This is a genomic window from Streptomyces sp. NBC_00433, assembly GCA_036015235.1.
Lineage (GTDB): Bacteria > Actinomycetota > Actinomycetes > Streptomycetales > Streptomycetaceae > Actinacidiphila.
This window is the reverse complement of record CP107926.1, coordinates 4,399,218-4,419,477: the sequence shown is the minus strand read 5'-3', so window position 1 is coordinate 4,419,477 and position 20,260 is coordinate 4,399,218. Positions and strand designations below refer to the sequence as shown.

20 protein-coding genes are annotated in these 20,260 nt (G+C 66.1%); 7 read left to right on the top strand and 13 right to left on the bottom strand.

Annotated elements, in window-relative coordinates; genetic code table 11:
- Positions 1-10 precede the first annotated feature (10 nt).
- Positions 11-1,117, bottom strand: coding sequence for a radical SAM protein (locus OG900_18710; protein ID WUH95825.1), 1,107 nt, complete (start codon positions 1,115-1,117; stop codon positions 11-13).
- 33 nt (positions 1,118-1,150) lie between these two features.
- Positions 1,151-1,315, bottom strand: a complete 165-nt coding sequence (locus tag OG900_18705) for a hypothetical protein (protein WUH91937.1) — start codon at positions 1,313-1,315, stop codon at positions 1,151-1,153.
- Between the two features lie 322 nt (positions 1,316-1,637).
- Here OG900_18705 and OG900_18700 point away from each other — a divergent pair, with 322 nt between their 5' ends.
- The 4 genes from OG900_18700 (at position 1,638) to OG900_18685 (ending at position 3,595) form a co-directional block, all read left to right on the top strand.
- Complete coding sequence (locus OG900_18700; GenBank protein WUH91936.1) at positions 1,638-2,174, top strand: sulfatase-like hydrolase/transferase; 537 nt, start codon at positions 1,638-1,640, stop codon at positions 2,172-2,174.
- A gap of 21 nt (positions 2,175-2,195) precedes the next feature.
- Complete coding sequence (locus tag OG900_18695) at positions 2,196-2,630, top strand: NUDIX hydrolase (GenBank protein WUH91935.1); 435 nt, start codon at positions 2,196-2,198, stop codon at positions 2,628-2,630.
- A 291-nt stretch (positions 2,631-2,921) separates the two neighbouring features.
- A complete protein-coding gene (locus tag OG900_18690) occupies positions 2,922-3,323 on the top strand; it encodes a hypothetical protein (GenBank protein WUH91934.1) in 402 nt (133 codons plus the stop codon).
- Between the two features lie 2 nt (positions 3,324-3,325).
- The gene (locus OG900_18685) at positions 3,326-3,595 is read left to right on the top strand and encodes an alpha/beta hydrolase fold domain-containing protein (GenBank protein WUH91933.1); all 270 of its coding nucleotides are present in this window, start codon (positions 3,326-3,328) and stop codon (positions 3,593-3,595) included.
- 47 nt (positions 3,596-3,642) lie between these two features.
- Here OG900_18685 and OG900_18680 read toward each other — a convergent pair whose 3' ends face one another.
- Complete coding sequence (locus OG900_18680) at positions 3,643-4,770, bottom strand: three-Cys-motif partner protein TcmP (protein WUH91932.1); 1,128 nt, start codon at positions 4,768-4,770, stop codon at positions 3,643-3,645.
- A gap of 98 nt (positions 4,771-4,868) precedes the next feature.
- Positions 4,869-5,624, bottom strand: a complete 756-nt coding sequence (locus OG900_18675; GenBank protein ID WUH91931.1) for a phage Gp37/Gp68 family protein — start codon at positions 5,622-5,624, stop codon at positions 4,869-4,871.
- A 473-nt stretch (positions 5,625-6,097) separates the two neighbouring features.
- Here OG900_18675 and OG900_18670 point away from each other — a divergent pair, with 473 nt between their 5' ends.
- Complete coding sequence (locus OG900_18670; GenBank protein WUH91930.1) at positions 6,098-6,991, top strand: hypothetical protein; 894 nt, start codon at positions 6,098-6,100, stop codon at positions 6,989-6,991.
- Positions 6,992-7,167: 176 nt separating this feature from the next.
- On the opposite strand, the gene OG900_18665 is transcribed toward OG900_18670, so the two are convergent.
- The 9 genes from OG900_18665 to OG900_18625 all read right to left on the bottom strand — a co-directional run bounded on the left by OG900_18665 (position 7,168) and on the right by OG900_18625 (position 17,357).
- Entirely contained in the window at positions 7,168-11,889 is a 4,722-nt protein-coding gene (locus OG900_18665; GenBank protein WUH91929.1) for an ATP-binding protein, read from the bottom strand.
- A 361-nt stretch (positions 11,890-12,250) separates the two neighbouring features.
- Entirely contained in the window at positions 12,251-12,523 is a 273-nt protein-coding gene (locus OG900_18660; GenBank protein WUH91928.1) for a hypothetical protein, read from the bottom strand.
- Positions 12,520-13,134 carry an ATP-binding protein gene (locus OG900_18655; protein WUH91927.1) on the bottom strand — a complete coding sequence of 205 codons (615 nt, stop codon included), beginning with the start codon at positions 13,132-13,134 and terminating at the stop codon, positions 12,520-12,522. The genes OG900_18660 and OG900_18655 overlap by 4 nt, the downstream gene beginning before the upstream one ends.
- Positions 13,128-13,733: a 3'-5' exonuclease gene (locus tag OG900_18650; protein ID WUH91926.1), complete on the bottom strand. Its 606-nt coding sequence runs from the start codon at positions 13,731-13,733 to the stop codon at positions 13,128-13,130. The genes OG900_18655 and OG900_18650 overlap by 7 nt, the downstream gene beginning before the upstream one ends.
- Positions 13,730-14,926 (bottom strand): radical SAM protein, encoded by a 1,197-nt coding sequence (locus tag OG900_18645; GenBank protein ID WUH91925.1) that lies wholly within the window; start codon positions 14,924-14,926, stop codon positions 13,730-13,732. The genes OG900_18650 and OG900_18645 overlap by 4 nt, the downstream gene beginning before the upstream one ends.
- 31 nt (positions 14,927-14,957) lie before the next feature.
- Positions 14,958-15,506, bottom strand: a complete 549-nt coding sequence (locus OG900_18640; protein WUH91924.1) for a hypothetical protein — start codon at positions 15,504-15,506, stop codon at positions 14,958-14,960.
- Positions 15,503-16,522, bottom strand: coding sequence for a thymidylate synthase (locus OG900_18635; protein WUH91923.1), 1,020 nt, complete (start codon positions 16,520-16,522; stop codon positions 15,503-15,505). Before OG900_18635 ends, OG900_18640 begins: the two co-directional genes overlap by 4 nt.
- On the bottom strand, positions 16,516-16,791 hold the full coding sequence (locus OG900_18630) for a helix-turn-helix transcriptional regulator (protein ID WUH91922.1): 276 nt from the start codon (positions 16,789-16,791) through the stop codon (positions 16,516-16,518). The genes OG900_18635 and OG900_18630 overlap by 7 nt, the downstream gene beginning before the upstream one ends.
- A gap of 77 nt (positions 16,792-16,868) precedes the next feature.
- Positions 16,869-17,357 (bottom strand): ATP-binding protein, encoded by a 489-nt coding sequence (locus tag OG900_18625; protein ID WUH91921.1) that lies wholly within the window; start codon positions 17,355-17,357, stop codon positions 16,869-16,871.
- 161 nt (positions 17,358-17,518) lie between these two features.
- On the opposite strand from OG900_18625, the gene OG900_18620 reads away from it, so the two are divergent.
- On the top strand, positions 17,519-18,922 hold the full coding sequence (locus OG900_18620; GenBank protein WUH91920.1) for a helix-turn-helix transcriptional regulator: 1,404 nt from the start codon (positions 17,519-17,521) through the stop codon (positions 18,920-18,922).
- Positions 18,919-19,800 (top strand): aminoglycoside phosphotransferase family protein, encoded by an 882-nt coding sequence (locus OG900_18615; GenBank protein ID WUH91919.1) that lies wholly within the window; start codon positions 18,919-18,921, stop codon positions 19,798-19,800. Before OG900_18620 ends, OG900_18615 begins: the two co-directional genes overlap by 4 nt.
- Positions 19,801-20,260: the final 460 nt, after the last annotated feature.

The following is a 20,260-nucleotide window of genomic DNA, read 5'->3' as shown; positions in this document are numbered from 1 at the left end:
GCTCCTCCTGTCAGTTATTTCCCTTAGCGACGGTGAAGAGGCGGACCTTAATAGATGAGATCAGTCTTAGTTGGTCGCTACAGAAGATGGTCGGGTTAGAGTAACCGTTTTTTGCAGACCAGCGATGCGCAGGCATTCCTCCGCCGCATACCGTCAACTCCGGACAGGCTCTGCAGGTCGGGGATGTCGGAATCTGAAGGGCAAAGTACTCGTCGATTTCCGTGCCAGCTAGTTGGTCAAGGAGGTCTCGATTGACGATTGAACGCTCAAGCTGAAAGCGATCAGCGCCGGGATAAGCGACCTTCAGCGTATCATTGCGAGTGATACGACCGTCGGTGTCGATCACAAGAATGCCGTACTCGTCTTGCCCGATACCCTCCTTGCGACCACGGCCACCAAGGATGAGGCGGATGAGGTCATCGAGCACGCGGATTCGCGGTGGGGTCAGATCAGCGAGATAGTGGTCGAGTAGGCGCACCATCCAGTCGCCGTATTCGGTCGAGTCTGTCTGACTCTTCCCCGGAGGAAGGACGTCGTGGTTTCCGTCCCGATAGAGGAAGTCAAAAGATGGCGCCCTGGTGGCCTTCAGGAACTCATACACCTCGATGGGGTCTGACGTCGGATCGACAACCGCGAGCAATCCACTGAACAACCGTTCATGCGCTGGGTGTGCGACGAGTCGAGCAACCCCAGCCACTACCCGCTCGTGCGAACCTTCGCCCTGTCGGTCTCTGCGATTCCGATCATGCAATTCGGCCGGACCATCCAGGCTGATCGAGATTCCCACGTCGTAGCGATCGAAGAGGTCGATAAATTCGTCGGTTAACAGCACGCCGTTGGTCTGGATGTGTAGACCAGCATCTGCTCGCAAGGTCGACTTGAGACCTTCGATGAGACGCTCGGTGGCGCCGATGCCGAGCAGGAGCGGTTCGCCCCCGTGCAGTACTACGCTCAGCGGGCGCGATTGCGACCGGCTGAGTGCGCCCAACTGATCAATGACAGCACTCATCACCGCATCCGTCATGCGGCGAGGCTGGCTCTTCCAGCTCTCATCACCGAGGTTGTAGACGTAACAGTAGGCGCAGTCCAGGTTGCACCGACTAGCCGTCTTGACCAGTACGGTATCAATGTCCCGATTCAGGACAGACCTCTAGCGGTTGTGGCGGTTGTAGGTCCGGTTGTAATTACCAGACATCACCGGTTCGCTCGTCCGGACCTCCGCGATCAAACGCTGTAGGGCGACGCTGTCCATCTCCGGCGACGGGACGACGGGTGCTGAGACTGCCACGGTGTCGTCCTGTTCTACCTTGTCCATAGGGGGCATTCCCTTCGACTGGCCAGAATTGATCAAGAACTCTACGACCCCTCGGTCGTGAGCCATAGGGTGCAAAATTGCTAGGCTCTACGATCCGCATGTTGGATAATAGACCGATCGCCAGCACCTGTCCTGTGAGAGTGACCAATCTGGGTGCGGTGGGACGAGTGTGGCCCCCTGGGAACCAGATGCCGACGCGCTACAGGCAGTGGATGCGGTTGCGGGGTGCCTCTGTGTCTTTCGCCAAGTTCGAGGTGGTCATGTGGTGACTGTCTGGGGCTGGCGTGGTGTGTCAAAGGTTCCGTCGCGGAGCATGGCGTAGATGACGCTGGTGTGGTGGCGTGCGAGGCGGAGGAGGGCCTGGGTGTGGGTTTTGCCGCGGGTGGCCGGCCTCGCCCAGCACGGCTACCGCAGCATCTGCGTCGGCGGCGTCACCTACTTCTCCCGCGAGACCCCGCTCGGCTCGGTCCTGCCCGACCTGTTCGACGAGGACCACTGGCGTCCCGAGTTCTGTTCACCCGAACCCGACTCCACCCGCCACCAGGTCGACCACGCCCTGGAGATCGCCGAAAGCCACGACGGCCGCCCCGTCTACCTGTTCGTCAACGTCTCGGCCACCCACGTCCCCCACGGCCACTACCTCGGCGACAGCCGCGACACCGCCGCCTCCCAGCAGGCCGCCCTCGCCTACGCCGACGCCCACCTCGCCCGCCTGATCACCACCCTCACCGCGAAGAAGCGCTGGCTGATCATCCTGTGCGCCGACCACGGCGACGCCTACGGCGAAGACGGCTACCACGGCCGCGGCATCGCCCACCCAGTCGTCATGAACGTGCCGTTCGCCGCGATGGTCCGCTGATGCCCACTAGCCTCGGCCGGTATGAGCGATGCCCCAGCCGTCCGCGACGCGGCCGTCGTCGTAGCCCGCGACCACGACGGCCTCGTAGCTCTTCTCAGCGCCCACTTCCCAGCCCACAGGGGCGACTACCTCTTCCTCCCCGGCGGCCGGAGGGAAGCCGGCGAGACGCCCGAGGAATGCGCGCGGCGCGAGTTGCGCGAGGAGTCCGGAATCACCGCCACAAGGTGGCGACCACTCGGCTCGTACGCCCTCACCGTCTCCTCACCCGCCCGCGTCCACCTCTACGAAGCCCGCGACCTCACCTGCGGACCGCAACAGCTCACGCCCACCGAGCAGGACTTCAAACTCACCTGGTGGCCCATGCCCGACGCCCTGCACGCCGCAACGCACGGTCGGTTCCTGCTCCCCGCCGGCCCTCTGGCCCTCTTCCTGGCGGACCGGGCCACGCGCAGCTGAGCACTTCACGCACGGGCGCGCAGGGTGACGGCCGTACTGTCCTTGCCACGGCTTCTTAGCGGTCGAACTTGCGGTGAACTTCAGCACCAGCATGCTGCCGAGAGTGAGCAGCCGCTGTGCCGAATACGGACGAGTATCTGCAGACAGTGCCGTGCCTGTACGTCGCGGCGGCAACCGGATTGCTGCGCCTGGTCCGTGACCGGAGGCTGAGTGCGGCGGCGCGAGGAAAGGTAGGGCTACGCGACTGTCAGAACGCCGACCGGGGGTGCGCGCGTGGGTGCGGAGACAGGCTTGGGCATCCTGGGAGCGGTGACGGGCGTCGGCGGCGTCTACTTCGGGTGGCGCGCACTGGACAAGGACGCTGTGGAGAAGTCCCAAGTGGCCTTCCGCAAGGGGCGAGAGGACCTTCGCGAGCGCTTCGTGCAGCTGTGCGAGACGGCGGCGGACCTGTACACGGCCGCGAGGCCCGGGTTGGAGCGCATCGGTGGCACCTCGCTTCTGTGGGAACCGGATATGCAGCCGCCTGCTCCGCTCCCGCTGTCGTCAGTGAGGACTGAATGGCAGGCCACCGCTCCGCCGGCCGACGCTGGAATCCGGCGGGCCGCTCGGCAGGGCCTGCCCAGGGAGTCCAAGTGGCAGCGGTTCGAGACGACGGCGCCACACGCCTGGCACCGCTCGCGGCGTACGGCGTGAGCGTGGTCTCCGTCGACTACCGCCTCGCACCGCACGCGGCGTTCCCGCAGCAGGTGCACGACCTCAAGGGCGCGGTGCGGTGGCTGCGCGCGCACGGGGCGGGCCTCGGCCTGGACACCGGGCGACTTGCCGCGCTCACCGTGGTTTGCGCCACCATGCGGGCCGCCCATCCTCGCCCCGATCGGCGCGTTCTGCTCCAGACCGCCGGTCATGCGGCGGCAGGCGGCGAACGCTCAGGCCGAGATGAGGGTGCCAGTGCTGACCGTGGCTGACCGTCCCGTACCGTCGCGCCTGGTGCGGCTGTGGTGCGGGTGGGCCTCTACCAGAGAGCGTCCTGATTCGTGGTTGGCTTGGTGCGGATTGGGGCCGTTGCGATGGCCACCCGCGCCTTGGTGTTGATGGCTCGGGGCTCCGCCGTCAATATTCCGTCGTCACGCATCTGGCGCAGGAGCGTGATCACCTGGGCGGGTCGATAGACTGTCTCCAAGAGGGTGAACCGTTGGAGTTCCGGCACCGTCCGCCCTTCGGGAGATGCCGCGATGTATTCGTGCAGAATCCGCCGGAGCGGGGCCGTGTCTGGTTCGAATTCCAGCTCCAGGGCCTGCTGCTGTGTGTCCCTCGGATCGCGGTAGCGAACGCCGTAGGAGGTGTCGACCTTCCACATCGCGTCCTTCATCTTCTCCAGGCCCAGCTCGTGCCCGGTGCCGAAGATCAGGTAGAGCTTCCGACCACCTTCGTCGACCATCTCGAAGTACAGGGTGTGCGAGAAGCCAGCTTGGCGGAGGGTGTCCCGGTACTGCTCGCGTAGGAACGGGAACTTCTCCGCGGGGGGCTGCCGGAAGACGGCTTGCCAGTCCGAGCTGCCGAAGGCGTCGTCGCCACTCCTACGGTAACCGTCATGCTTCTCGGCGAACCGGGTCAGGAAGCCGGGCTCGAAGGTCACCATCACCTCGGTCCCCGGAAGGCGCCCCAGCTCTTGCAGCAGTGAGTAGGGGATGTCAGGGCCCCCGAAACTGTCCAGGAGGACGAAGAGGGGTTTCCCGAGCGCCCCTGCGCTCCGTAACTCCTGCAGGAGGGCAGGGTGGAAGTCACCCAGGTGTATGTCGGCGGTCAAGCGGCCCGTTATGCCGCTTGTACGCCCTGCCTGAGCCAGAGCTATCTGACGCTCCAGTTCACGGACCCGCCGCGGGTCTTCTTCCATGAGGAGCATGCGCATACGCTTCGGAAACCTGGCCAGGGCGCCGGCGAATACGTCGTAAGCGATCACGGGGGACCCCGGCTCGCCCCCCTTGTAGACTCCTGCACCCGCGAAGCCTTCGGCGTATGTGATCACATCGTGACGGGACAACAGGATCGGCGCCCACGCTTCGAGGTACCGCTTGAGTAAGTCATGCTTGGCTGCGGTGTGCGGATCGCGCTCCCAGACGGTCTCCTTCGGAACGGCCATGTTCGTCCCCCCACTCCCGTAGAGCCCACTGGAGAGAGGGTCACACGCTGCAGCTGCTTGTCACCAGAGTGCGTACGGTATCTGGAACAGATTGGCTCTTACCGCACTGTGGCGGGCCGACGTGGTGGCATCTCATCCCATATCGTCCCGGCGAGTTCGCGGCCACCCGACTTGGGTGTGCGGCCCCCCCATTGCTTGAAGAAGAACGGCACGTCGGAGTCGTTGCAGACGTCGCGGATCTCGGTGAGCCACTCTTCGCGCACAGGTCGGTGGCCGGGTCCGGACTCACCGCCGGCGATGACCCAGCCGATGCCGTCGAGGCGCAATCCGCTTAGCGGCCCGAGTAGCGGCTCGCACGACAAGAAGCGGACCGCGGCGGGTACCTGCCGCAGGTCCTCCACCCGGTCCAAGTGATCAGCGTTCTCGACCGAGACGCCCATCCACAGGTTGGAAGGCCAGTCGAGTTGATCCGCCACTCGTCGAAGCCGTCGTGCCCGCTTAGTCAGCAACTGGTAGGTGTGCTGAGGCGTCTCGGCGATCACCTGGAACACCTGGCGTACGAATTCCACCGGAACCCTCGCGTGGAACAGGTCGCTCATGGAGTTCACGAACACAGTCCGTGGCGCCTTCCACTGCCGGGGGACGTCCAGCGCGTCCTGGTGCAAGGTGAGGCCGAAGCCGGGGCCCGATGTCCTGGGGTCCCCGTCGACCTGGTACTTCGCCACTCCCATTGCCTTCAGGCGCCGCGATAACACCATGGCGTAGCAGTTGTCGCAGCCCGGGGACGTGCGGTCGCACCCTGTGGTGGGATTCCACGTTGCTTCAGTCCACTCGATTGTGCTGCGATCGCCCATTGGTGCCCCTCCCGGCGCGAATCGGCAAGGGCCAACAGCCTGCCCGATCCGTCTACTTCCGCTGCGCTGTCAACGAGCGACGTGCCGAACTGGCACGCGATGGCCCCATCTTTCATGTCGAACTGATGTTCTGTGAAGTGGGTGGGCCTACCGAATCAGCGTCGCACGGTCCGTTATCTGCCTTGGGCGGAACGCGCCTGTGTGCGGGCGGCTGTGGTGTTGCCGTCCCGGTTGTGCTGGTCGGTGGATCGTCAGTCCCAGTGAGCGGCTCCGGCACGGTGGACGGGTTGGCCGTCGCGCACCTGCCCATGCATCCCAGCAGAACTGCGCCCTGGGTGCGACAGCTACTTCTAGTCGCCGCGAGTCTGACTGTGGAACCGGGGAGCGATTAACGCTTTTGAACTTTACGTCGTCTCTGTCTTCCCCACGTGAAGACTGGTGATTGCTCTCAAAACACGGCGAAAGGAAAGATCATGGTGGACAATTCCCGTCGAGCAGGCGTGGGCGACTCTCATGATGGTGAGCCCGCGATCGACGGCAACTCCGTACCTGGGGTGGAGCCTCTGCGGACGTACGACGCCTGGCTGCTGCCGGTGGATGTTCTGCTGGGGGCACTTAAGGTGGAGGTCATCGAGAAGGATCTTGTCGAGAAAGTCTGCGCTGCGCTCGTGGTCGACACCAAGCGAACCTGCCTGTTCATCGTTCCCGGCTCGGCAGACGCGGAAAAGGAGCAGGTGATCCGTCGGGCACTTGCCGAGCGCATCGGACGTACACGGCCTGACATCGATCTTTGTGCAGCGGCTTCGCAGGAGATCGACGTGGATGCGGGGGTATCGGCGTCGCCCGATGACAGTGTGGTGGAGGATCTACCTAACGTGGTTGCTGACGTATCCGCTCTCTACGAGGGCAGTTCCTCGGGCCCGATGAACGGCTGGCGCAGCGACGAGGAGACGATTACGGCGCTGCGGTCCCTGATCACGGAATCGCTAGGCGGCATGGCGGAGGATGTCCCCGAGGACGCACCTCCCATGCCCGAGGGCGCGGGCGCTGGGGTGGCATTCGGGTACGACAAGGCCGGTGATCGTCGTCCGCTGGTCTTCATGAGGACAGACCTCCCCATCGACCTTCGCGCCGATCTCTGGGGGTTCTGCGCTGGCGTGGCTGCGTCGCCAGAGAGAGTCGCCGACGAGGCCGACGAAAGCGGGATCATCTACGTCGGTATGGAGCGTACGCCGGTGACCGGCCCGGGGCTCGGGCTGCTCGGCGCGCTCATGACGCAGCGGATGGGACGCCGGCCCGGCGACTGCGCCTTCTCGTTCCTCACCCCGTCTGCGGAGACATCGGACGACGTCGCGCGAGTGGCTTGACGCTGCGCAACGCCGGTTCTTGCCGGCAGCCGACGTGCGTCCTGGATGTCTCGCGGGTTGTCTTCGAGGTGTTTGGTACTCCGACCGAAGAGCCGGTCGGAGTACCGCCTGATCACGTCGCGGTCCATGAACATTGCCGCTGAGTGCGGACTTGACGCTACCGGCAGAATTTTCATCTAGCGGAAGATCTGCTCGATTCCGAAGACGAGTTGGTGGGCTTGGGGCCATCCGGCGTCGATGAAAGCGTCGCAGATTTCCCGCAGGGCGGTGAGGTTCTCCGGTGCGTGCAGGATGTTCCTGTGGTCGGCCAGGATACGTTCCACGAATTTTACGCAGGTGCCCAGGCCCATCGGATCCATGGTGTATCCGTCTTGCGTACCAGCCTGTTTGATAATGTCGCGGATTGCCAGGAGAGCTTCTTGTGGGCGGTGGTCGGTGACGTATTCGTAGATCTCGACCACGTGGTGGGTGACGGGTGCGGCGGGAACCTGCGCCAGGATCTGGATCACTGGGTCGGCTTCGTCGATGAGCCTGACTTGGTCCAATGTGGGCGGCGTGGATTCCCGGTCGATGGCTCCGCTGCCCGAGAAGAGCTGGAAGGCGATGCTGTCGAGCAGTTGCAGTTCGGCTTTCAACTGCTCTTTCTCGCTGTCGGTGAGCTGGTCTGCGCGCCTGATCGCTTCCTGGGTCGAGCGGAGTGCCGGCTCGGCGAGCTCGTGCATGAAATCTAGGGCGCGCTTGCGGACGGCGGGGTCATTGTGGGTGAGAGCCTCTTGAGAGCGGAGGATGTGGAGGGAGTTTGACCAGGTACTTTGCCCCGACCAGTTGCCGGTCATCTGATCGAGCAGCGTTCTGGCTTCTGGTATGGCGTCATAGACCCAGAGAAGTGCGGCAACAGTTGCGCAGGTTGCGGCAGCGGACTCGTGACTTTCGCTTGGGTTCACGCGAGCCGCAACGTGGGCGAGGAGCTGTGTACCTCGGCGTCTGTCGCCCATGCGCAAGCCCGCGGCCTCGACCGTTGCGCTCAGGACGGCGTCGTCCGATTCCTGATGGGCGAGCAGTTCGAGGAGTTCCCAGGCTGTGTCCTGGGCGCTGCGTGCGACAAATGGTGCTACTACGGCAATAGTGTGCCGGATCTGTCCGACAGGATCCGCAACAAGCTCGAGGATCGCCTCGCCCACCTCCGCGGTGTAGTGCTCGGGCATCCGGCACAGCTGCCCAAGTCCACGGGCTGCCTCGGTGCGCGGGCCTTGCGGGATGAGCATGGTGTAGTTGGCGTTCTGATCTGTCGGCTCAGGACGTGGGCTGCTCTTCAGCGACAGCAGGATGGACCGGGCGCGGTCCAGGGTTGATGGTGGTGCGTGGGTGGTGCGTGTCCAGATCTCGGCTGCCTTGGCGAGGAGGTCTTCTGCTTCGTTGCGCACTCCTGCGGAAGATGTCTGACTTAGAGCTGCCTCAAGCGCGGTGACGGCCGGGACGCAGGAAGTGATTTCCTCCGGCGTTGGGGCGCCGTTGAGATAGAGGTCGGTGAACCGGCGGACTTCGTTGCACAGGGTCTGCACGGTCTTTTCTGTAGGGTCGCCGCTGGCCGCGACCGGTGTCGGATCCAGGCTGGGCCAGGCCAGATCGTCGTCCTCGTGATCGATGACTGCGGCCTGGGGGTCGTGGTCGTGGGCCAGGGACTGATCGGTGAGGTGTTCTGCGGAGAGGGCGTTGAGGAACATCCGGTACCGGCGATCCTCGCGGTCCCAGTCCTGGCTGCCATCGTCGGCGCTGGAGGGCTTCAGCGAGAGTACGGCGGCCTCGAGTCGTGCCGCGTCTGTACCTCGTAGCGTGGGATGCAGTGCTCTTGTCAGTGTGGCTGCGGGTCCGGCGAGCTCGGGGATGAGTAGCCTCGTCACGAGGGTTGCCGGATCGCTGAACAGGGCGTCGGCGAGGATGCGATTGTGGGATGCGGACAACAGGACACGCCGCCACACGGCGGCAGCCTGAGGGGCCGCCGTCAACGCCTCAACCAGTGCCCGGGTTTGCGCGAGAGTAGCCTTCGACGCGAAGTCCTGAAGGGCGCCGAACAGGGCCGCGGGGTCGTCGTTCCTGTAGCTGGTGCCGAAATCCGTCAGGTGTGAGCCGTCCTCCTGGATCGTGACTGCGTGACCGCCCACGATCATTTGGTGTTCTGTCGGCTGGGAATGTCCGAGGGTGCTCAGCCGGGTGAGGATGGACAGGGCGCGTCGGGAATCGGTTCGCAGGAGGTCGGGGAAGTACTGGACCAGGGGATACTTGGCTGCGTCGAAGTCCTGTCGGCGGTTGGACAGCAACGTCAGGACGGCGCCCGAGCCCATCTGTGTGACTGCGGAAGAGTTCTCTTCATGGCTGAGCGTTGTGACATAGAGGTCTTCCACGAATGTGGGCATCAGCTCTATCAGCTCTTGGACCTTGTCGGTCAGGGCGCCAAGGTCGTTGTAGCCCCGGTCCTGCAGTTGCGGTGATTCCAGGGTGCGCCTGAGTAGCGTTTCGGCTGCCTGCGGATCGCTGCTAGCTGTCTGGACCACTGCGGGGATGGCCAGTCGCGCCCACAGAGTGGGTGGCTGAGTCCAGATATGTTCCAGCAGGCGCCGCGCGGCCAAGCCACACTGTTGCAGGGACGCCACAGTGAGGATCGTGCGGTGGGATGCCAAGTCGGTGACCAGGACACCCAGTGCGGAGCCGGCGTGCTCGGGTGTGCGGGAAAGCCGCTCAGCTGCATTCGCCCACACGCCCGGGTTCGCGAGACGGCCTTCCTTGATCCTGATGGAGACGACGACGGCGATCGCCCCCAGCAGTCGCTTCAGCTCCACAGTACTGTCCGGAACGCCGGCGAGCAGCGGCTCGATTTCTGCGGCGTTGATGCAATTGCGGACCACCACGTCTGCGATCGCCGGTGCCGTCATGCTCGGCGATGGCGGGGCCACTAGCTCCAACGCAAGTGTGCAGAACGGGACTGCCCCCTGTTTCCACGCCAGCTGCAGGTACACGTCGATGCTGGGTCGGGCGAAGAGCAGCAGGTCCGGATCTGCCCGCAAGCACTCCGTCAGACCGTCGCTGAAGGAATCGAAGTAGACCGTCCCCACGGCGTAGTCGAACAGCACATGGTGCGCGAACTGAATCGGCCCACGTGCAGGGTTCCCCACGGTAAGCGGTACGCGAGTGAGAACGGAGCGGGAAAGGAGGCTGTCCAGGACAGTGGCCGCCGCGATATCGCCCTCCAGCACTGTCTGGGCGGGTACAGCCAGCCTCCTGTCCCGTGCCGCTACCGTGATCAGCTGAACCAGCAGAGCTTCCCTGGCGGAACCGCCAACGCCGTCCGAAACGCGTGCCTGCCAGTAGCGGTCCAGAAGATCCAGCCTGTTGTCGACCCCGCGAAGATCTGATGCTGACGAGTCTTCCAGTAGGAGTTCAGCAGCCAGGCGAAGGTTGAAGGTGTTGAGCATCAGTCGTCCCTGCTGCTCGGAGGCATGGTCTAGCATCCTCTTCAGCGCGGGAAAGGCATCACTGACTTGTTTCAACTCGTCGTCTGTCAGGTCCCCCACCACTACTGGGTCGCCTGGGAAAAGGGCGCGCAGGCGGCTGGAGTGTTGCAGGTCCCATGTGCGGATCGAGGCAACCACTCGCCAGCGGGGCAATTGCCGACGGACATTGTCAATGACGGTCCGCCACAGTCCGGCTGAAGCGTTTGCTCGTGCCGCGTCCAAAGCATCGATGATCAATAGACCCGTATGGCCGGGAGTCCACTCGGCCAGGACATCGACGAAAGAATGCTGCAGTCCCAACTCCGTGCGAAGCTCACCGACGCTCGTAGCAGCAAGGCTACTGACCTGTATGAAGACCAAAGGTCGATCTTGAGTAGCCACCTCATGAGCCAACCCATGTAGGACCACTGTCTTACCGGCCCCAGGCTCACCCACGAGGAGGAACGACTCGTCCTGTGAGCGCGCATCCAGCCCAGTCGTCATACTGCGCTCGATTGCCACCGGATCGTGTGGTGTGGGAACGGTGGTGAGCCCGTGGCCCAACTCGTCGAGAGCCTGCTTCGTGAACTTCGTCAAGAGCTCCACATCTGCGGTGAAATCCTTGGCCGTAGCCAGAGCAATGGCGGCCGACGACAGTTCCTCGTTCAACTGTGTCGCATCGGTGCCGGAATGCGTGATTGCCAATTGTGCGCAGGCACTGAGGAGCACGTTCCAAGCGGCCTCCGCTTGAGCGGCATCGCTGAGTATGGTCATGCGCAGCAGACCCAGAGCCTCGCGCTCCGCCTGGCCGCCGGACTCCACATCAAGGATCCAGACATAGCAGCAGGCCAAAAATGCTCGGAGCTCGGCAGCCGACGGCGCTGCGCCTCGCTCCTTCTCCCAGGCCCGGCGGACATGCGCCGCGAACTTGTCATGGGCGGCGATCTTGGCGGCGTTGAGGCCCAGGGAGGTCACGTCTCTTTCGACGGGCTCGCCACGGAGTCGGTTCAGGGCTTGGGCGAGATCGACTCTCACCGTTCCTGACGCCTCGGAGGACGTGACGAGGACCAGACGTTCATGCGCGTGGCCCGGCAGCAGGTGCTGCTGTACGAACTGTGCGGCCGTCTTGGCCATTTCGCTAGTTACCAGGACGGACATGCCGATGGTCCGTTTTGCCTGCAGGACCAGGGTGATCCCATCGGAGGTGTCTACCCGGCAGTCATCGACGGGCTCCCCGGTCTCGCACGCAATCTGCTGCACCGACCCGGTCCACAGGCCCCGGACGGCGGGCGCAGCGGTGCCAGCCAAGGCAGTAACAGCAAGCCACGCCGCCACGCGGTGCTGGTAGTCGAAGCCTCCCGCTCCGGCGCTGCCACCGGCATCCGACCTCTCTGCCTTGCCTGTACCCACTGGCGGTCCTCTCGCCTTGGCCGACTGGAGAGAAACTTACCGGCCCAGTCGGACAATCAGAGCTAAACCCGGCTCATCGGCCGAGGGGGCTGATGCGCGTATCGGGACACGGACCGCGACTGCTCCCGGCACACTCAGGAATGGACCCCATTGCTTGACCACGTCGCCGTGCTGCGGAGGCTGCTCCCCACGCCCGAGGGGATTACCCACACCGCCCAGCTAGCAGCGGCTCCTCGTGCAGGGGAGAGCCGGTTCGCCCCGCACATCGCCAGGGAGTCCCGCTCCCTGCGGGTCCGCGGGGAGGAGGCAGTGCGGTACTACGCGGTGACTTCTCGGCGGGGGCACCGCCCGAGTGGCTGGGTCAACCGCGTTCATGGTCGGCGTTGCAGCTCCGATGGTCCGTGGACGGCACTCCTTGTCCGGCAGGTGTGGTCGCACCGGAGGTGTTCGCTTCGATGGTCGCCGCGACGCGTTGCCATGCGGTGAAGACGTTCATGACTTGGTGGTCGGGGGCGTGGCTGATGTCCAGCAGGAAGCGGCGGATGAGAACGGGGCTCGTGAGGGTGTTCTGGATGCGCGCGATCGTCCATACCCTGTGGGCGGCCGGCGGGTTCGTCGCTGGGTCGGCGGTCACGGGGCGATTGCCTCCAGGCACAGGCTGACTGCCTGCGCGATGGCGGCGTCGACGCCGGCGGGGTCGCTGGTGACGCGTACGTGGTCGAGGTGGTCTTCGGCGAGCAGGGTGTGGACGTGGGCGTCGGCCAACGTGCGGTAGCGGGGGTCGTACGGGTGGCCGTCGGTGGCCGAGGCGGGGATGTCGGGGTCGAGGACGGTTGCCAGGAGCAAGGTGAAGGTGGGGTGCTGGGTGGCGGCGAGGAGCCGTAGCCGTTCGTGCTCCAGGGGCTCGGCTCGCTCGTTGCGGTACTCCAGGGCGGCACCGTAGTACGCGAGGGCGTCGATCGGTGCGCGGTCGACGAGGACGACGTCCGCGCACTGGGTCTCGGCAGCGAGAGTGTCGGCGATGCCCTGGCAGATGATCCACTCGGTCGATGTGGCGGTGTGGTGGTGCATCTTCGGGAGTCCGAGGGCGGCGGCGCGCTTGGCCAAGCGGCCGGTACGGGCCACGGTCATGCCATGGCTGCGTAGCTCCATCTCGATCCGCTTCAGCAACAGCGTTTTGCCCGTGGAGTGGGTTCCGGTGATGCCGATACGGACGGGCGGGGAGCTGGGGGCGGGGGTCACCACAGGGTTGGGTCCTCTTCGGGTTGTGGGGCGCCGGGCAGGCTGGGTGGGACGGCTGCGGTGACGAGTTCGTCCCAGGTGGGGTAGTGGGCGGCCATGGAGATGAGCAGTTGGGCGGTGGCGTAGGCGTCGAAGGTGGCGCGGTGCCGGCCCGCCGCGGGCGCGGCGCTCAGGTCGGGGGTGAGGTGGGTGATGAGGGCGTCAAGGCTGTAGCCGGGCAGGTCGGGGTGGGTGGTCTTGGCCAGGCGGAGGGTGTCCAGGACTCCGGTGGGCTGCCAGTCGGGCAGGTGGGCGGTCAGGACGCGGTAGTCGGTGTGGGCGTTGTGGGCGCAGATCCATGCGGTGCCGAGGAGGTCGTGGACGGCGCCGGAGACGTCGTCCCACGGGGGTGCGGTGGCGAGGCGGTCGTTGGTCAGGCCGTGGACGTGGGCGGCGCGCGGGGTGACGGGCCGGGGTGGGCGGATCAGCCACGCCCCGGCGGTGGAGGTGTCGGGCTGGCCGTCCTGGATCGGGAGCGCGGCGACTTCGACTAGGTCGGGCGGGCTGGCGCCGTTGCCCTCGACGTCCACGACGAACAGTGCCGGCCAGGCGCTGTAGTTCACGGGGCGGTTCCGTTCTCCGCCGGTCCGGGCCATCCGATTGGGGCGCGTCCGTGCAGGCGGTGGTGGTGCGGCTTGCTGCGGTCGTGGCACTGGAAGCCGTAGCCGTGCTGGAGGAAGTAGCGCGGCGGTTCGTCCAGGCCTTCGACGATGATGGCGCGTTCGTCGATCTCGACGGGGCCGGTTGCCCCGAGGGCGCGCGCGTCGGCGGTTACCTGGGCGAGGCCCGGTCGTACCCAGGCGCCGGCGCAGCGCGCGATCTGCTCGGACGGGCAAATGTCGCAGAGCTCGCGGATGCCGTAGTGGCCGTTGTAGTCGGCTTCCCCGTGGGCGTACGCCACAGCGCAGCTGGTCTTGCGGAACAGTGCGCCCCACTGGGCGTTGGCGGCTTCCGGGGTGTGGAAGTAGTCCAGGATTCGTTGCTCCGCCTGCTCGGGCATGATCTTGCGGCGTGCGGTGTCCTCATACGGCAACGGCAGGCCGTGGGCCTGGTAGTAGTCGGCGATCTCCTGGCGGAAGAACAGGCCGGTGAAGACTGTCGCGTGGGCGTACGCGGACAGTTCGCGGGCGCGGTGCAGGTGGGCCTCGGAGTCGTTGAGGCCGGGCACGATGGGCCGCCAGTACAGCACCGTGCGGTACCGCTCGGCGTGCTCGAACAGGGTGCGCAGGCTGTCGGCGCCAATACGCGAGTCGACCGGTTCGATGCCCTGGTGGTCGATGCCGGAGTGCGTGACCAGGACGGTCACTCGAAGGTGGCGTAAGGAGTTGAGGGCGGCGCAGTCCTCGGGGGTGACGCGCCAGCGGGTGATGACCAGGACGTGGTTGGTCAGCTCCTGTGCGTCCAGCGCGCGCAGGACGGTGAACAGGTGCGGTTTGACCACCGGCAGCATCGGGTCGGTGGCGCGGTTGAGGAGCTGGATGGGCGTGCTGTGCGGGCGGAAGTAACGGTGGCCGACCAGCGCTTGGACGGCTTGCTCGTCACTCATCAGGCGGCGAGGGACCTTCATGCCGAAGTTGTCGAACAGGTGGCGGACGCAATACCCGCACTCCAGGGGGCAGCCCACGATCCAGTTCAGCGACAGGCCGGACTTGCGGTATTCGATCACGTCGGCCAGGGCGGGCTTGAGAGCGCTGATCTGTCCCGAGTCGAGGATCGGCAGTGCGTGGCGCGTGTTGGTCGTCCCGGCGGTGTCCATGGAGGCTCCTTCACATGAGGGGAAGTAGGCGTCACGCCGTGGTACGCGGACGTGGGATGAGCAGGTCGCGGCGTGCGGCGCCGTACCAGGTACCGAAGTCGCGGCGGGCGGCTTCGGCGTCGTCGGAGGTGTGGACGAGGTTGCGGACGAGCCGGTGTTCGGCGAGCGCTTTGTCGAGGGAGTCGTCGCCGTGGTCGCCGCGGATTGTGCCCCCGGCTGCGCGGGTCGGGTCGAAGTGGCCGAGGACAGCACGAAGCCGCGGGTGGACGCCGGGTGGCCCGTAGGCGAGGGCGACGGTGACGGTCCGGCCGACGTACTCCGCGTCGAGGCAGGCCGGGATGTCGCGGTCAGGGAACCAGTCCTTGTCCACTAGCAGATCCCAGTAGTGGACGTGGATCTGCCATGCCTCGACGATCACCTCACACCGCCCGGACAACTCGACTCCCGGCAGGGCGAGTCGGCTCAGGACGGTGTCGTTCAGCCCGCGCTCGCCGGCGTCCGGCTTGCACAGGATCACCGACCAGCGGGTCCAGTCGACCCCGTCCACCACGGCACCGCTGTGGGGCAGCTTCCTGGTCAACGGGTGTCCGCCGCAGTGGCACAGGCCGGCCACTTGCGGCCGAGCAGCCAGCGAAGGCCCGGCCACAGCGGGTCCAGCAACTGGGGGTCGACGTGGTCGGGGTCCTCGTGGACGATCTGCCGGTACACCTCGAACAGCAGCAGGACCTGCTGCCAGTACGGGTCCAGGCCCATCGTTTCGATGTCGGCGACGCGGTAGGAGACGGCGTTGGTACGCAGACCCTCCTCGTGCTCCAGGACCCGGGCGATCGTCGCCGGTGTGGTCGTGGCAGGCATCGGCGGGAACTCGAAGTGCAGGGGTGCCGCCCGCTGAGTGGCCTCGTCGAGAACCTGCCGGACCCGCTCGGCGTCGCGGTCGCAGATGTGCGCCGAGCCGATGTGGTGCGTGTAGGAGCCCAGCTCCAGGCCGAGCTGGACGGCGGCGTACTCCTGGAACATGGTGAACGAGAAGACGTCCGAGAGCAGCCCGCGATCCAGATCGTTGGCCCGCATCGTGCAGACCATGTGGAGCTGTCCGTCCCGCGGGAGCAGGTGCAGAGCGGCCAGGCACGCCATGTCCGGGTTGCCGTCGACGGCCAGCTCGTCGGCGGTGAACACCGGCAGGAAGCCGCGTTTGCTGTCGGTCTCGCGCCTCAGCAGCTCCAGTACGCGGTCGAACGCCGAACGGTCCGCCCCCGTGGCCGGGGTGAGGATGCGGTGCCCGTACGACGAGCCGTTGATGTGTACGCCGTCGCGTGAGCTGGATGCCATCGACGGCGCGTAGTAGCCGATCATCTCCAGGTCCCGGCGTCCGGCCAGGTGCCACAGCGCCTCGGCGAAATGGAACACCGGGTTGACCCTGCGGGCTGCCAGATACGGCAGGCGCTGCCGCGGGTCCGGCAGCCGGAAACCGACGCCGATCACTTCGCGGGCGTCGTTGCCGCGCGGCGCTATGCGGAACTCGAAATCGTCGCTGACCTGCGTCAGCAGGGCCAGGTAGGCCGCTTCCAGGCCGGGGAAGTCGCGAGGAGTCAGCATGGCGTCTCCAGATCAGGACGATGTAGGGGCGGGTTCGTACAGGCCTCGGCCGCCAACGGGGACGGGATACCGGGGCTCGAAGTGGTTCCGGAGCGTTTGCGCTCAAGGAGCACCAAGGGGCAGTTCAGCGCGTCGGCGATCTTCATCAGGTTTGCGGGGGTGGCGCTCCGCCAGCCGCTCTCGATCTCGCCCATGAGCTGCTCGGATATCCCGAGCCGGCTGGCCAAGGCCCGTTTGGTCAGGCCTGCTTTCTCCCTCGCCCAGGTCACCGCCTCGGGCTCCTGGTGAAGGCGACCGGGTGCCTTACGCGTTCGGCGGCCGGCGGGCGGCAAGGACACGGAATCCGTCACTTCAGCGAGTCCTGTTCGGCGCGTACCGAATCGGTAGAGGACGTGAAGACGGCGACGATGTCCTTCCCCGTCGGGCTCGGCACCACGGTCACGTCTGCGGCGAGCGCGCGCACGAGCATGAGGCCGCGGCCGTCGAGGCTGTTCACGTCGACCTCCCGCTCCTGCGGCAGCGTGGGATCGTCGTCGTGGACGATCACCACGATCCCTCCGGGGACGCGCTGGACGAGGCAGCGGCCGACCTTGGGATGCCCGTGACCGGTCGGCGGCGCCGCATGACGCATGACGTTGGTCAGCAGCTCTGCGAGGGTGAGCCCGATGTCCGTCGCCAGCTCGTCCAGGCCCCACAGGCAGACGTTTTCCCGCGCGATCGTCTTGGCGTGGTGGATGGACTTGGCTGGCAGCTCCAGCTCGATCAGCAACTGCCCGGGGCCGCTCTGAGCAGTGCTGCGTGCTCCTGGCGGCGCGGCTTCAAGAAGGTTCGTCATGGCAAGTCCAGTTCGTTGCCCGGAAACCCGCCCACGGGAATCCGGCTGCGGTGTGTACTGGTTCAGCAGCGGTCAGCAACCATTGAGACAGCCCGGAAGCCGAGCGGGCAGAGGGCGATGTGGATACCGGCGGGAATCCTCATCGGGAGGCAGGAGCGCGTATGCCGCAGCCGGAGAAGGTCCTCGACCCGACCGCCTCACCGGAGGCGTGGTACGGCCATGAGATCCGCCTGCGCCGTAAGGCCTGCGGCTTCAAGACCGCTGGCGCGCTTGCGGCTCGGGTGCAGGTCAGCGTGGATGTCGTCCTGAAGATCGAGCGCGGCGAATACCGGTGCCCGGAGGACTTAGCTGCGCGGCTGGACGAAGTCCTGGAGACGGGCGGGCTGTTCGCTCGCGCGTGGGGAATGACCTTTGGCGATGCGGATAAATGCCGCGCTGATGCGGATTCATTGGGCCGAGGGCAAGAGGAGGGAACCCGGAGGGCACATCGGGGGCGCATGCTGGGGGGAGGTGACCCAACTGCGCCGAACAGGAGTCCTGAGCCTGTGGAACGTCGTGCCTTCCTCGCCGTCGGCAGCCTTGCCACCCTCGCTCCGCTGGAGCTGACCCGCCTCCTCAGCCCTGTGGCCCCGCCGCCCGTCCCCGAACGGATCACCAGGAACGAGATCGACCAACTCCTCGACATCGCCAACGTGCTTCAAGGTTGGGACAACTCGCACGGCAGCGGCGGCCTGGTCGGGGAGTTGGCAGGCAACTGCATGCGCTGGGCAGTCAGCCTGCTCTCCGCTGACTGTCCGCCCCGGCTCAGAGCCGACTTCCTTGCCGCCCTTGCTCGGCTCGGACTCGTCGCCGGGGCCTCGCAGTTCGACGTCTGCCGGCACGAGGAGGCTCGTGTCGCTTTCAAAGTCGCGGTCGAGTGCGCGGAAGAGGGCAAGCACTGGCACCTCCGGGCCAAGGGATACTCCTTCCTGGCGCGCCAGGCGATCTGGATCGGCGACGGCGACGACGGGCTGACGAACGCGGAGAAGGGGCTGGTCCGATCCGACCGGCTCACCGCTTCGGAGCGGGCGATGCTGCACACCGCCCGCGCACGGGCTTTCGCGAAGCTGCACAACGTCCAGGAAACGCTGTCCGCAGTGGGCGCGGCCGACGACGCTTTCGCCCAGCGCCGTCCCGCCGAGGAACCACCGTGGATGGCCTACTACGACGAAGCCCAGCACAACGGAGATACCGCGCACGCCCTTTGGGACCTCGCGGTGGGAGTGGATGGTCACGATCCGACGCCGGCCGCGGAGCGGTTCCAAAGTGCTGTACGGGGGCACGCGCCGGCATTCGTCCGGTCCAAGGCGATCTCGTGCACCAAGCTCGCCGCGCTGGTCATGCTCAAGGGCGACCCGCGCGAGGCCGCGTCGATCGGCCACCGCGCTTTGGACTTCAGCGGCGGGCTGACCTCGCGCCGGGCGGCAGAGGACTTGCGCGAACTGGGACGCTTCTCGGCTCGTCACCCGAAGCTCCCGGAGGCGCTTGCCCTGCGGGAGAGGATCGGCGCTAGCTTGCATGCATGACGAGCACGTCGGAACGCGGCCGCGCGGCGCTCGACGAAGCGTGCGCCGCGGTCGGCATTGATTCGCGGGGGGCCGAGCCCGTACGGATTGCTGAGAATCAGATATGGCGTGTCTCAGGAGTGGTCGTACGGATCGCACCGCCGGACCGGCTGGCCACGGCCTTGAGAGAAATACGCGTTGCCCGCTGGCTTGCCGACAACGGCGTCCGTGCGGTCGCGCCCCTCGATGTCGAGCAGCCCCTTGAACGAGCCGGACACGTCATCACCTTCTGGGAGGAGGTCCCGTCCCACACCCACGGCACGATCGACGATGTCGCCCTGGCCTTGCGGGACCTCCACGCCTTGCCACAGCCCGACTTCGCGATTGGCCGTCTGGACCCTTTCGTGCGCGTACGGGAACGCCTCATCGCCGCCACCACGCTTCCCGACAGCGACCGCCGCTGGCTCCTCGACCTGCACGACGAACTCGCCCAGCGCTGGGATGTCGGCCTTCCGTCGGGACTGCCCGAATGCGCTGTCCACGGCGACGCCTGGCCCGGCAATATCGTGCGCGTCAGCGGTGACCGCCTGCTGATGGACCTGGAACGGTTCTCCGTCGGGCCGCCAGAGTGGGACCTCACCTCAACGGCGGTGCGCACCAGGACGACCGGCGCCGTCACCGAACACGACTACGCCCGTTTCTGCGCGCTGTATGGGCGCGACGTTACAGAGTGGCAGGGCTATGACACGCTCGCCCGCACCCGCGAACTCCGCCTGGTCACTTACGCTGCCCAGCACGCGGCTACCCGTCCCCGATGGAGCGATCAGGCTAAACACCGTGTGGATTGTCTGCGAGGACGTTGCGGCCCTCGGCCCTGGAAGTGGGAGGGGATTCTTTGAGAGGCGTGTCCGAGGCACATGGGTGCCTGTGGAAAACGGGGTTTCGCCGTTCGTTGCAGTTGGCCAGAATCAGGTTGGCCTTCGAGCGAACCCGCGGGTGAACGAGGCTGCTCCCCGCGCCCGCGGGGATGGACCTGGCATCCGCAAAATGTGGGACACCATCGCCTCCTGCTTCCCGCGCCCGCGGGGATGGACCCGACGCAACGGTGCCGTACGACCGCCTCAAGCCCTGCCCCCGCACCGCGGGGATGGACCTGGCAAAACGACGCTGATGATGCAGCTGCTCGCGCTGCCCCCCGCAGACGTAGGGATGGACCCAGGTCGTACTCGGGCTTGTAGCGTTCGGCGACCCGCTCCCCGCGCCGGCGGGGATAGACCCGACGTCGCGCCCGCTGGCCCGATTTTCATCGGACTGCCCCCGCACCGCGGGGATGGACCCATCAACATCGGGGCGGACACC